Here is a 12031-nt window from a genome sequence, read left to right on the forward strand (position 1 = left end):
GGCCCCTTACGGCACCGCCGGGCTGCCGCCGGTCTGCACGGGCAGGCCGGCGGCAGCCCACGCGCGGAAGCCGCCTTCGAGGTCGGTCGCGTGCGGCAGCCCCAGTCGCTGCAGATCGGCGGCCGCGAGGCTCGACGAGTACCCCTCGTTGCACAGCACGACGACCGTCGAGTCCTCGGTCACCCCCGGCAGCCGCCATTCGCTGTCCGGCGCCAGCCGCCACTCCAGGTGGATCCGCTCGACGACCACCGCGCCGGGGATCTCGCCCTCGGCTTCCCGGTTCGCCAGCGGCCGGATGTCGACGAGCAGCGCGCCCGCCTCCTGCAGTTCGCGGGCCCGCGCGGGGTCGACGCGGTCCAGCCCGGACCGCGCGTCGGCCAGCAGCGTGTCGATGGCGCTCATCCGTGGACGATAGCGGGCAGCGGCGGGATTTCGGCCGGGACGTCGGCGAGCGTCGTGTACTCGCGCGTCGGGACCAGCGGCGGCGAATACGCGTGGACGCTCGCCGCGGGCGCGTCGCCGATGCCGGTCACCTGGTGGGCGCGGCCGGCGCCGAAGCCGATGCCTTCGCCGGCGACGTGCGTGCGCCGCCGGATCGGGCCGCCGGGGTAGCGGTACTCCTCGCCGAGCTCGCCCTGCAGGACGGTGAACGAGCCGGACGCGCCGCCGTGGTCGTGCGGCTTGGTGTGCTGACCGGGCAGCCACGACAGCAGCCACAGCTCGACGCCGTCGGTCAGGGCCAGCCGGGCCCACCAGCGGCGGTCCTCGTCGAACCGCAGGATGTCCTTGACACTCGAGGTCAGCTCGGTGGTGACGGTGGCCGTCAGGTCCGCCAGCTCGCGCGGCGTCCAGAGCAGCCGCGACGGGTGCAGCAGCTCGGGCAGCAGCGGGTCGGTCAGCTGCGGGTGGATCTCGACGGCGGGACGGACGAGGGAAGTGGTCAACGCGGGTGCTCCTCGGACGCGAAGGTGATCAGGACGCGAGGCAGCGCGGCACCGCGGGAGAAGATCAGCGGAGCCGCGCCCGCGTACACCCGGCGGAAGCGACGAGGAGCAGGTCGATCGCGCGACGGCGCCAGAACGAGCCCCGGGTCACCGGGGTCACGGGCGCGTCGGCGGACATGGCGCGATCATGCCACAGCCCGTCCGAGCGGAGTGCGCTGTTCCACTTCGTGGACAGCTCCGACCAGCCGGTTCGCCGTCTCACCCGGGCGGGTGCGCACGCGCGCGCGACGGAAGACAGAATGGGCCTCGTGAGCGAGCCGATCCAGCCCAGCGAACTTGACGACCTCGTGGTCCGGATGGCCGGTGTCGGCGTCCGACGGGGGACCAACGACCTCCTCGCCGGCCTCGACTGGACCGTGGAACTGGACGAGCGCTGGGTGGTGCTCGGGCCGAACGGCGCGGGCAAGACCACCCTGCTGCGCCTCGCCGCGGCCGAGCTGCACCCGACCACCGGCGAGGTCGACCTGCTCGGCGAGCGGATCGGCCGGGTCAACATCTTCGACCTGCGCCCGCGCATCGGCTTCACGTCGGCGGCGATCGCCCAGCGCGTGCCGGGTGACGAGCTCGTCAAGGACGTCGTGGTCAGCGCCGGCTACGCGGTGCTCGGCCGCTGGCGTGAGGAATACGACACCCTCGACACCGCCCGCGCGACCGAGCTGCTCGACGCGATGGGCATCGGGCACCTGGCCGAGCGCACCTTCGGCACGCTGTCCGAGGGCGAGCGCAAGCGCGCGCTGATCGCCCGGTCGCTGATGACCGACCCGGAGCTGCTGCTGCTCGACGAGCCGGCCGCCGGTCTCGACCTGGGCGGCCGCGAGGACCTGGTCGCGCGGCTGTCCGACCTGGCGATGGACCCGGACGCGCCGGCCCTGGTCCTGGTCACCCACCACGTCGAGGAGATCCCGCCGGGGTTCACCCACGCGCTGCTCCTGCGCGACGGCCACGCGGTGGTCTCCGGCCTGGTCGACGACGTCATCACCAGCGAAAACCTCTCGAAGACGTTCGACCAGGACCTCGTGCTGGAGCGCTCCGGGGATCGCTTCTTCGCCCGTCGCCGCTAGGGTGGCCTTACCGGCGGGTAGCCTGCTGGCACTTGTTCAACGAGGAGGAGTGGCGTGGGAGAGTTCGTAACCCTCGAGGTCAAGGACGGGGTCGGCACCATCCGGCTCGACCGGCCGCCGGTCAACGCCCTGAACGCCCAGGTCACCGCCGAGCTCGCCGAGCTGGCGAAGGAGGCCACCGAGCGCGACGACGTCCGCGCGGTGATCCTCTACGGCGGCGAGAAGACCTTCGCGGGCGGCGCGGACATCAAGGAGATGGCCACCCGCACCTACCCGGAGATCGCCAAGTTCGGCGCGAACCTCACCGGCACCCTCGCGGCCATCGCGAACATCCCGAAGCCGGTCGTCGCGGCCATCACCGGCTACGCCCTCGGCGGCGGCCTCGAACTGGCGCTGACCGCGGACTGGCGCGTCGCCGGCGACAACGTCAAGGTCGGCCAGCCGGAGATCCAGCTCGGCGTCATCCCCGGCGCGGGCGGCACCCAGCGCCTGGCGCGGCTGATCGGCCCGAGCAAGACCAAGGACATCGTCTACACCGGACGGTTCGTCAAGGCCGAAGAGGCGCTGCGGCTCGGGATCGTCGACCAGGTCGTCGCGCCGGACGACGTCTACGCGGCCGCGCACAAGTGGGCAGCGCAGTTCGCGAACGGTCCGGCCGTCGCGCTGCGCGCGGCCAAGGCGGCCATCGACGGCGGTCTCGACATGGACCTGCCGAACGCGCTCAAGCTCGAATCGCACCTGTTCGCCGCCCTCTGGGCGACCGAAGACCAGAAGAACGGCATGAAGTCGTTCATCGAAAACGGGCCCGGCAAGGCCACTTTCGAAGGGAAATGACGCCTTGACCGACGTGAACGACCCGGCCCCGAACCCGCACGCCACCGCCGAAGAGGTCCAGGCGGCCTACGCCGACCCCAAGCTGGCGAACGTGCTCTACCACGACTGGGAAGCCGGCACCTACGACGAGAAGTGGTCGATCTCGTACGACGAGCGCTGCATCTCCTACGCCACCGACGTGTTCAACGCCGTCGCGGGCGAGGACGGCCAGCCCTACCAGCACGCGATGGAGCTGGGCAGCGGCACCGGCTTCTTCCTGCTGAACCTCATGCAGGGCGGCGTCGCCAAGAAGGGCTCGGTCACCGACCTCTCGCCCGGCATGGTCCAGGTCGCGCTGCGCAACGCCGAGAAGCTCGGCCTCGACGTCGACGGCCGCGTCGCCGACGCCGAGCGCATCCCGTACGACGACAACACGTTCGACCTGGTCGTCGGGCACGCGGTGCTGCACCACATCCCGGACGTCCAGGCGGCGTTCCGCGAGGTGCTGCGCGTGCTCAAGCCGGGCGGCCGGTTCGTCTTCGCGGGCGAGCCGACCAAGGTGGGCGACTTCTACGCCCGCAAGCTCGGCCAGTTCACCTGGTTCCTGACGACCCGCGTGACGAAGCTGCCCGCGCTGAGCGGCTGGCGCCGTCCGCAGTCCGAACTGGACGAGTCGTCCCGCGCCGCCGCGCTGGAGGCCGTGGTCGACATCCACACGTTCGACCCGTCGGAGCTGGAGTCGTGGGCCCGCGGCGCCGGCGCGCAGGACGTCCACGCGGTCACCGAGGAGTTCGCCGCGGCGCTGGCCGGCTGGCCGATCCGGACGTTCGAGGCTGCCGTGCCGCAGGAGAAGCTCACCGTGCGCTGGCGCATGTTCGCTTACCGCCTGTGGCTGCGTCTGTCCGCTGTGGACAAGAAGGTGCTGTCGAAGATCCTGCCGCGCGAGCTGTTCTACAACGTGATGATCACCGGGACCAAGCGGCCGTCCTGAATTGGGTTATTCGTTCAGCCTCGGCGACGTCGCCTACCTGCGTTCGGACGTGGGTGTCGCGGCGCTCGCCGAGGTCTCGGTCCTGCCGCTGACCGACCGGATCGCTTCGGTTGCGGCCGTTCGTCGTCTGGTAGGTGAGGAGCACGCGGCCGCGGTGCTGGAAACCGTGCTGCTGCGCCGGAAGGCCGTCGGCAAACTGTCCGGTGTGGACTGGCTGTTCACGTCCGACGCGCTCCAGCAGGCGAGCGCGTCGATTGTGGCGCGGCACCGGGCCGCGCGGTTGGCGGGGCTCGACGTCCACGACGTCACGTGCTCGGTCGGCGCCGACCTCGTCGAAATCGCCCGGGTGGCGCGGCGCGCGCTCGGGTCCGATCTGGACCCGGTCCGGCTGGAAATGGCGCGGCACAACGGAAGCGCGGCCGGTGTCGCGTTCGGACTCGTCCGCGCCGACGCGCTGCGGCCGGCGAGCCGTTCGGGGGTCGTCGTCGCGGATCCGGCCCGGCGGGACTCCGCCGGACGGCGGGCGTGGAAACCCGCGGACTTCGCCCCGCCGCTGGACGGCTTGGTCGACGCCTACCCGGGACGGGCGCTGTCCGTGAAGTGCGCGCCCGGCCTCGACTTCGCGCTCACGCCCTGGGCGGACGAGGTCGAACTGGTGTCCCTGGACGGTCAGGTCCGCGAATCCTGCCTCTGGCGCGGCCTGGGCACCGGCGTCACGCGGCGGGCGACCGTGCTGCGCTCGGACGGGACACAGTGGACGGTCACCGACGCCGAACCGGACGAACTGCCCACGCGCGAGCCGGGGGAGTGGATCGTCGACCCCGACGGCGCCGTCGTCCGGGCCGGCCTGGTCCGCCACTACGCGGCGCGGCACGGGCTGTGGCAGCTGGACGAACGCATCGCGTACCTGACCGGTGACACTCCGCCGCCGGGTGTGCGGGCCTTCCGCGTCCTGGAACACGGGCCGTACACGGAGAAGGCGTTGAAGGCTGTCCTCAAGAAGCACGACGTCGGGCGGCTGGAAATCCTGGTGCGCGGCCTGGACGTCGACCCGGACGCGCTGCGGCGGCGGCTGAAACCCCGCGGTGGCGCGGAGGCTTCGGTGGTGCTGACGCGGATCGGCCGGTCGCCCGTCGCGTTCCTCTGCCGCGCTGAAAGAATCAAGTGAACGGAAACTTTCGAGGGGTGGAACTCCCGGTGAACGTGACGTAGGTTCCCCGGGTCGTCAAGTTCCACTGGAGGGTTCGCCGTGTCCGGAAAATGGTCAAGTCTCGTCAAGCTCGCCGCCGCCGCGGCCATCGGCGCCACCGTCGCCTCGGGGGCGACCGCGCTCGCCGGGTCGGACGACGCGACCGCCGCCCGCTCGAAGGAGCCGGCCAACATCGGCCAGGTCAAGAACGACGTCAAGGCCTACTACGGCGACTACCTCGACGCCGCGGGCAAGCACCACTACTCCGAGACCAGCCAGTTCGCGAAGGACAGCAACCGCGTCGTCTCCGACGCGAAGCGCTACCTGCAGCAGCAGCTGGGCAAGGTCAACAACCCGGCGATCGTGCTGGACGTCGACGACACCTCCGAGATCACCTACGGCTGGGAGGCCGACAACGACTTCGGCTTCGACCCGGTCAAGCAGCAGCAGGCGATCGACAACGGCACGTTCGTCGCCAACAAGCCGGTGCTGGAGCTGGCCAACTGGGCCTCGCAGCGCGGCGTCAAGGTCTACTTCCTGACCGGCCGCAACGAGTTCCAGGGCCCGCAGTCGCTGAAGAACCTGGCCAACGAGGGCTACCCGGCCCCAGCGGGCGCGTTCTTCAAGCCGAAGACCACCGCGCCCGACTACCTGCCGTGCGGGCTGACCTGCAACACCGTCCAGTACAAGTCGGGCACGCGCGCGCACATCGAGGCGACCGGCGCGAAGATCGTGCTCAACGTCGGCGACCAGTTCAGCGACCTCGAGGGCGGCTACGCGCTGCGCCCGATCAAGCTGCCGAACCCGATGTACTACCTGCCCTGAGCCGGAATAACGGCCGGGCCCGGGGTGCTGCTCCTGGTACACGATTCTCTCGAGGAGCTGACATGCCGGAGAAGAAGGTGCTGGTCCCGGGCCCGGACCACCCGATCACCGTCGAGCCGACGAAGGCGCGCGTGGTGGTCAAGGCGGGCGGCCGCGTCATCGCGGACAGCCGCAACGCTTTCACGCTGCAGGAATCCACGTACCCGGCGGTCCAGTACATCCCGCTGGCCGACGTCGACGCGGGCGTGCTGGAGCGGACCGACCACGAGACGTACTGCCCGTACAAGGGCGAGGCGAGCTACTACTCGCTCAACGCGGGCGAGGTGAAGGGCGAGAACGCGGTCTGGACGTACGAGAAGCCGTACGACCCGGTCGCGCCGATCAAGGACCACGTCGCGTTCTACCCGAACGTCGTGGATTCGATCGAGCTGATCGAGGACTGAGCTGGACCTCGATCTGCTGCGGACGTTCCTGGCCGTCCACCGGGCAGGTTCGCTGACCGGCGCGGCGCCGTCGCTGGGGCTGTCCCAGCCGACGGTGACCGCGCAGGTCAGAGCCCTCGAAGAGGAGCTCGGGCAGCAGCTGTTCGTCCGCCGGGCGCGGGGCGTGACCCCGACCTCGGCGGCCGACGAGCTGGCGGCGCGCATCGCCCCGCACGTGGACGCGCTGTCCGCGTTGACGGTCGGCGAAGTCGACCCGTTCGCGACGCCGGTCCACCTGGCCGGGCCCACTGAGCTGACCACCTTGCGAGTGTTGCCGGCGCTGTCGGGCCTGGTTTCGGCGGGTTTGCGGTTGCGGGTGACGTTCGGTTTGGCCGAGGACCTGCTGGCGGGGCTTTCGCAGCGCCGGTTCGACCTGGTCGTGTCGACGATCCGCCCCCGCGGCCGCGGTCTGACGGCGACCCCGCTGACGGACGAGGAGTTCGTCCTGGTCGGCGCCCGCGGCTTCACCGGCGACCCGCGTTCGGCGCCGCTGGTGGCGTACGCGGAGGATCTGCCGATCATCCGCCGCTACTGGCGATCGGTGCTGGGCGTGCGGCCGCCGTCCGGGCCCGCGGTCGTCGTCCCGGATCTGCGGGGTGTGTTGGCGGGCGTGCTGGCCGGGTTCGGGGTGAGCGTGCTGCCGCGGTACCTGTGCGCGGCCGAGCTGGCTTCGGGTTCGCTGGTCGCGCTGCTCGAACCGGAGGAGCCGCCGATCAACACGCTGTTCGTGGTCACCCGCGCGGAACCCTGCCGGGCGGGGCCCGCGGCAGTGCGGGACGCACTGCTCGCGGACGCCGCCCGCTGGTGAATCAGCCGGTGTACCCGGCGAAGATCTTCGCGAACTCGTACGGCGACTGCGGCACGTTGGTGCACTTGTAAAGCGCGCCGGTGCACGCGTTCGCGTCGCGGCCCGCCTCCCAGAACGACAGCATGCCCAGGTGGACCGTCTTCGCGAACGCCACCAGCGCCTTCGCGTCCTTTTGGTAGAAGATCTCGTTCTGCGACCTTGCGCGACCTAGCAGCGGGTCGGCGGCGTGGCGTGCCGTTGACCTGCTGCTTTGTGCTTGTCGCGTCCGGTTGGGTCCGGTCCCGTCCGATCGTTTGACGGCCTGGTGACGGCCTGGCGGCGCGGGCCTGCTCGGTCCAGAGGGTGAGTTGGTAATGGCTGAACAGGGCCGTCTGATTCGGGCTGAGCCGTCGGCTTGGCATCCTCGGGTCCCTCTTCCGTGGCTGGTGTACGCGGTGGGCTCTCCGCCCCCGTCTTCCTCGCCCCTGCCGCTGGTTAGCACCGGACTGCTGGTGTCAAGAGTGAGCGGAGCTCATCGCGTAGCGACGCCGTCAGGCGCTCTTGATGCCGGTAGGCCGGTGTTAAACGATCGCCTGCGAGGGAACGGCCCGCCTTGAATAGGTGCGTCGTCGTGGGACGGTGGAGCGGTTTAGGCTCTGCTGGTGCGGAAATTGAAGATCGTCACCACCGCTGAGAATCGTGATCTCAAAGCTGGCGCCGTGGCTTCGTTGCGTGCAGCGTGGCCGGAGTTTGTTCTCCACGATGCGGTGTCGGGCGCCCACCGTGAAGCCGCAGAACAGTACTTTCCGGAGTTCGACGTGCTCCTAGTCGACGATGGGGAGGTGCTGGCCAGCGCGGTCGCGGTGACGCTGCACTGGGACGGCGAAGCGGACACGCTCCCGGACGGTTACGACGGTGCCCTCGTTGCTGCGGTGACAGGATATGAAGGCCAGGTGGAACCTGACACGCTGTGCATCATGTCTGCCACGGTCCGGCCCGACCACTCGGGCGGCGGCCTGGCCGGACAGGTGCTGACCGCTCTCCGCGAACGCGCGGCGGACGCCGGTCTCCAACGAGTTATCGTGCCGGTGCGGCCGACGTTGAAGGCGAGCTATCCGCTGACGTCGATGGCGGATTTTCTGCGTTGGACCCGCGAGGACGGGCTGCATCTGGACCCCTGGATTCGCACGCATCAACGTCTCGGGGCCAACATCGTGGCCCCTGTCCCACGGTCCATGGTTGTGTCCGGAACCATCGCTCAATGGGAGCAATGGACGGGCATGGCCTTTCCCCAGACCGGCCGGTACGTCGTCCCCGGAGCGCTCGACCTGGTGGACATCGACCGTGAACGCGACCTCGGCATGTACGAGGAGTGGAACGTCTGGATGCAGCACCCGATGAGCGCCCTACCGTGACGCATCGAGTCTCGATGCCGAACGGTGATGACGGTGCTCGATGGGGTTGGAGGTCGGCGGCGGCGCGTGTGCGGTGCCGAGCTGTTCGGCGGGCGCGCCCGGCGGCTGGCCAGAGCGGAGCGGAGGCCGGTCCGCCAAGGGCAGCGCCCGACGTACGCAAGGTGACCTGTACGCGCCGCCGCAGGCGGCGCCTTGATCCCATAGAGCCAAATTCGGCAGTAAACTCGGGTGGGCAGGCGCGGACCGAAGGAGGACACGTTGTCGCGTAGCTACTACACGGTCGTCACGATGACGGACAGCGCAGAGGACGCAGCGCGGTTAGCTCGCGGCATCGTAGAGGCACGTCTCGGCGCGTGTGCCCAAGTGACCGGGCCAGTCCGGAGCTTCTACCGTTGGCAGGGCAGCATTCATGATGAGCAGGAGTGGCAGTGCCTGGTCAAGACCGACGGTGACCGGCTTGACCTGCTTTTCGCTCACATCAAAGAGAATCACCATTACGACGTGCCCGATATTGTCGCGCAGCCGATCGAAGCGGGTAGCGAAGAATACCTTGCTTGGCTGACAACCGAGACGCGGCCAGCGTAGCCGCTACCGATGCAAGCCTGATCGGATCTTGTCTCGCATGGTGTTTCCAGGACTGCCCTTCTTCGCGGACGCAAGCTCGGAGGACAGTGTGAGCAGGCGCTGTCGTGACAAGCTGCTCTCGGTGCGGATTGTCGAATCGATCGCACTGTCCACCAGCGCGCGTGCGCGATCGTAGTCGTTCGCCCGCACGCAAAGCGTCGTCAAGTCGGCGAGAGCTAGAGCGCGCTGCTTCCGAACGGTCGGAGGCAGGGACGCAAGCAAGGAATCTGCGATGGCAGGAGCGTCCTTGTGCTGAAGTCCCATGTAGGTCGACACCGTGAGGCTACCCAGCCTGTTCGCCGTGAAGAACGTCGTCCAATGGCGCTCCGTGCGCGGGTGTGCGAAGTCGAACGCCGTGAAAGCCCGTTCTAGCGCACGCATGGCCTCCGTCTCATTGCCCAGACGGCTCAGTTCCTCGGCCTGACGCGCCGCCACCCATGACCGGGTAGCAGGAGCTGTATTACCGGGAACGTAGCTTTCGGCTTGCTGTAGTAGCCGCACGGCCGGGACGGTGTCGTTTCGCGAGGACGCCAGGTAGCTCCAATAGGAAAGCGCACACGCAGCCAACGGGCCGTCACCTGAGTCTTTGGCAATCTTCAGCGTCTTTCGCCAGGACTGCACTGCCTCGTTTGCGTTTCCAAGGTCGAAGTGTAGCCATCCGACGAGTGCTTCAGTCTCGCCGAAAGTGCGAACGAGTTCGTTGCGAATACTTTCTGTTCGAGCGTTGGCGAGCAAGGCGGATATTACCGCGCGGTGACGCACTAATCCGTCAAGCAACTGCCGTGCCGGGACGGTGTGTTCGTTGTCGTGAAAGTCCGCCGTTCGGTCTTGCATGAGTTGAACGGTGGCCATATCGACAGGACGGTCGTTTTCGACGGAATCCATGAGGCGCTGCCAAGGCGCGTTCGCCAGCAATCCAGCGCTTGCGGCCGAAATGGCCAAGACGCCCGCGCCCTTCAGGAGGTCGCGGCGGGGTACGTGACTTGGCTCCTGATCGGTTGTCTCGGCCGGAGCGGCTTCCCGCTGGCCGGCCTCGGCCTGCGGTTTTCCGAACCACAAGAGATCGCTTGGCACGTGTAGCGCTTCGGCCCATTTCTGGAGCTTGACCAGGTCATGAATGGCGGCGGGGGACCGTTCGAGCTTGCTGAGCTGGCCTTGCGTGATGCCGAGCCAGGCAGCTAGGTCGGCCTGCTTGACCTTCGGGGACTGCGCGGAGCGATAAGCGCGGAGGAACCGCCCGAAGTGCTGGCTAAGCAGGGGCGAACGTATGTCGGACTGTTCCCAGAAGTCGGCCGGAAGGTCCGGCGCAACCGCTGTGACATCGTCGTTCATCTGGTCACCCCCTGAAGATGCCGTATGCATCGAGTGTAGCACGTTGGCGCGCCTCTGACCTGGCGATATGCGTCGGAGGAATATTCCGTGCGCGCTGCTGTATTCGTATGCCCGCCCTTTGTTTCGGAACCCGCCTGTTTGGCCGATTGTAGTAGTTGTTCGACAAGCCGAGCACGTAGGGAGGCCGCGAAGTGAGAGGGCTGTTACATGGCGAAGCGCGTGCGACGCACCGGCTCTCGTCCGAGTGAGGATGGTGACGAGGGGGCGGAGAGGTACATGTGGGCGTTCCGAGAAGGAGCGGCTGTAATCCTTTCTATCCCAGGCATACGAGATTTGACGTTATCCGCTGATGAGGCGCGAACGATTGGCCGGATGCTGATGGACACGGCTGATGACGTAGATGCAGATAAAGCATCGCTCAAAGAGTAGCTACAACGAAGGGTTCAAATCAGATGGCTATCGCCAGGGGCTACAGGTTCGAAATCGCGTTTGACCAGGCGTTTCCCCAGGGGCTTGTGATGGTGGGGGAGGTGACGGCAGACACGGAGTACCAGTCTCGGGAGGACCGGGCGGCGGGTCGTCCGACGCGGCAGCGGGTGGACGAAGTGACGGGTAAGCGCCAGTGGAAGGTAATGGTGACCGACCCGGATGAGCTGAAGGCGAAGCGTGCTTCGTTCGAGGTGATCTTGCTGGCCGATCACCAGCCGGTGCCCACGGGGCCGGAAGTGCTGCCCGGCATGCGGCCGGTAGAGCTGGACGGCCTCACGGCTGAGCCGAAGGTGGCCGGGCAGGGCGAATTCAAATACCAGTCCTACGCGTTCCGCGCGACCGGGTTCAAGGAGACCGGGGCGGGTTCCGGTGCTGGTTCGAAGTCGTCGGGTCGGTCGGGCTCGGCGGCCGGTGGGGAAGCGGCGAGCAAGGCGGCGTGACGGTGAGAGCGGCTGAGCCGTCATCCGGTGGGCAGGACTTTCAGGGCCGGGTTCGGTCCTGGGAGTCCGCCTATCGGGACTACATGGCGGCGTGGGAGCACGGGAAGCGCGTGTTGTCGCCGGTGAACTCGCTGAACACCTCCAACGCGGCGCGGCGGGTGTCGCGGGCGTGGCACGAACTCGCGCAGACGCAGGGATTGCCGTGGTGGTGCGTAGCGGCGCTGGAGTCGGCGGCTGAAGGTTTCGCGGAACTGGCAAGGGATTGGGCGAGTAAGGCAGACGGTGATGGTACTTCGAGTCGACGGGTTCGGGGTCACGTGGACGGTCGAGTCCCGGGACCCGGTGGCGGTGGAGGAGACCGGCCCGGACCCGGCGAGCCCGCCCATGCTGGTGGTGACCGGAGCGACTTCGGCGGTATCGCTGACGGTGCCACGCGACCGGGACGAGTGGCCGGCATGCGTGGCGTTCCTTCTCCGGCTCCGCGAAGGGGTGGACGACCTGGCGGCGCTGCTGGCTGCTCGCGTGGCGGATCCGGACGGGCGTGATGGGAGCGGCGACGGTGGCGGCTGCTGACGCTCG

General features: G+C 68.5%; 15 protein-coding genes. 11 read left to right on the forward strand and 4 right to left on the reverse strand.

The features are described 5' to 3' along the window. Nucleotides 1-6: 6 nt before the first annotated feature. Together ABFJ78_RS26125 and ABFJ78_RS26130 are read right to left on the reverse strand one after the other, a co-directional pair. Nucleotides 7-402 (reverse strand): rhodanese-like domain-containing protein, encoded by a 396-nt coding sequence (locus tag ABFJ78_RS26125; protein ID WP_436389039.1) that lies wholly within the window; start codon nucleotides 400-402, stop codon nucleotides 7-9. Further along, complete coding sequence (locus ABFJ78_RS26130) at nucleotides 399-944, reverse strand: cysteine dioxygenase (protein ID WP_436389041.1); 546 nt, start codon at nucleotides 942-944, stop codon at nucleotides 399-401. The genes ABFJ78_RS26125 and ABFJ78_RS26130 overlap by 4 nt, the downstream gene beginning before the upstream one ends. A gap of 299 nt (nucleotides 945-1243) precedes the next feature. Between ABFJ78_RS26130 and ABFJ78_RS26135 the strand changes: the two genes are divergently transcribed. The 7 genes from ABFJ78_RS26135 to ABFJ78_RS26165 all read left to right on the forward strand — a co-directional run bounded on the left by ABFJ78_RS26135 (nucleotide 1244) and on the right by ABFJ78_RS26165 (nucleotide 7173). Next, nucleotides 1244-2065 carry an ABC transporter ATP-binding protein gene (locus ABFJ78_RS26135; protein ID WP_436389044.1) on the forward strand — a complete coding sequence of 274 codons (822 nt, stop codon included), beginning with the start codon at nucleotides 1244-1246 and terminating at the stop codon, nucleotides 2063-2065. Between the two features lie 54 nt (nucleotides 2066-2119). Further along, nucleotides 2120-2899 carry an enoyl-CoA hydratase/isomerase family protein gene (locus tag ABFJ78_RS26140; RefSeq protein WP_436389045.1) on the forward strand — a complete coding sequence of 260 codons (780 nt, stop codon included), beginning with the start codon at nucleotides 2120-2122 and terminating at the stop codon, nucleotides 2897-2899. A 4-nt stretch (nucleotides 2900-2903) separates the two neighbouring features. Continuing rightward, nucleotides 2904-3869, forward strand: a complete 966-nt coding sequence (locus ABFJ78_RS26145; protein WP_436389047.1) for a class I SAM-dependent methyltransferase — start codon at nucleotides 2904-2906, stop codon at nucleotides 3867-3869. 1 nt (nucleotide 3870) lies between these two features. After that, nucleotides 3871-5037: a THUMP-like domain-containing protein gene (locus tag ABFJ78_RS26150; protein WP_436389048.1), complete on the forward strand. Its 1167-nt coding sequence runs from the start codon at nucleotides 3871-3873 to the stop codon at nucleotides 5035-5037. An 81-nt stretch (nucleotides 5038-5118) separates the two neighbouring features. Then, entirely contained in the window at nucleotides 5119-5883 is a 765-nt protein-coding gene (locus tag ABFJ78_RS26155; protein WP_436389049.1) for an HAD family acid phosphatase, read from the forward strand. Between the two features lie 62 nt (nucleotides 5884-5945). Further along, nucleotides 5946-6326 (forward strand): DUF427 domain-containing protein, encoded by a 381-nt coding sequence (locus ABFJ78_RS26160; protein WP_436389050.1) that lies wholly within the window; start codon nucleotides 5946-5948, stop codon nucleotides 6324-6326. 16 nt (nucleotides 6327-6342) lie between these two features. Beyond that, nucleotides 6343-7173: a LysR family transcriptional regulator gene (locus ABFJ78_RS26165; RefSeq protein WP_436389697.1), complete on the forward strand. Its 831-nt coding sequence runs from the start codon at nucleotides 6343-6345 to the stop codon at nucleotides 7171-7173. A 1-nt stretch (nucleotide 7174) separates the two neighbouring features. Here the strand turns inward: ABFJ78_RS26165 and ABFJ78_RS26170 are convergent, their stop codons facing one another. Further along, nucleotides 7175-7327: a hypothetical protein gene (locus ABFJ78_RS26170; RefSeq protein ID WP_436389052.1), complete on the reverse strand. Its 153-nt coding sequence runs from the start codon at nucleotides 7325-7327 to the stop codon at nucleotides 7175-7177. A 487-nt stretch (nucleotides 7328-7814) separates the two neighbouring features. Between ABFJ78_RS26170 and ABFJ78_RS26175 the strand changes: the two genes are divergently transcribed. Continuing rightward, nucleotides 7815-8567 carry a GNAT family N-acetyltransferase gene (locus tag ABFJ78_RS26175; protein ID WP_285999219.1) on the forward strand — a complete coding sequence of 251 codons (753 nt, stop codon included), beginning with the start codon at nucleotides 7815-7817 and terminating at the stop codon, nucleotides 8565-8567. A 258-nt stretch (nucleotides 8568-8825) separates the two neighbouring features. After that, nucleotides 8826-9152, forward strand: a complete 327-nt coding sequence (cutA, locus tag ABFJ78_RS26180) for a divalent-cation tolerance protein CutA (RefSeq protein WP_436389053.1) — start codon at nucleotides 8826-8828, stop codon at nucleotides 9150-9152. A gap of 3 nt (nucleotides 9153-9155) precedes the next feature. Here the strand turns inward: cutA and ABFJ78_RS26185 are convergent, their stop codons facing one another. Further along, nucleotides 9156-10523 (reverse strand): hypothetical protein, encoded by a 1368-nt coding sequence (locus tag ABFJ78_RS26185; RefSeq protein ID WP_436389055.1) that lies wholly within the window; start codon nucleotides 10521-10523, stop codon nucleotides 9156-9158. A gap of 452 nt (nucleotides 10524-10975) precedes the next feature. Here ABFJ78_RS26185 and ABFJ78_RS26190 point away from each other — a divergent pair, with 452 nt between their 5' ends. Together ABFJ78_RS26190 and ABFJ78_RS26195 are read left to right on the forward strand one after the other, a co-directional pair. Continuing rightward, nucleotides 10976-11452, forward strand: coding sequence for a hypothetical protein (locus tag ABFJ78_RS26190; protein WP_436389057.1), 477 nt, complete (start codon nucleotides 10976-10978; stop codon nucleotides 11450-11452). Nucleotides 11453-11737: 285 nt separating this feature from the next. Continuing rightward, nucleotides 11738-12025, forward strand: a complete 288-nt coding sequence (locus ABFJ78_RS26195; RefSeq protein ID WP_436389058.1) for a hypothetical protein — start codon at nucleotides 11738-11740, stop codon at nucleotides 12023-12025. Nucleotides 12026-12031: the final 6 nt, after the last annotated feature.

Source organism: Amycolatopsis sp. MEPSY49, from assembly GCF_051337345.1.
GTDB lineage: Bacteria > Actinomycetota > Actinomycetes > Mycobacteriales > Pseudonocardiaceae > Amycolatopsis.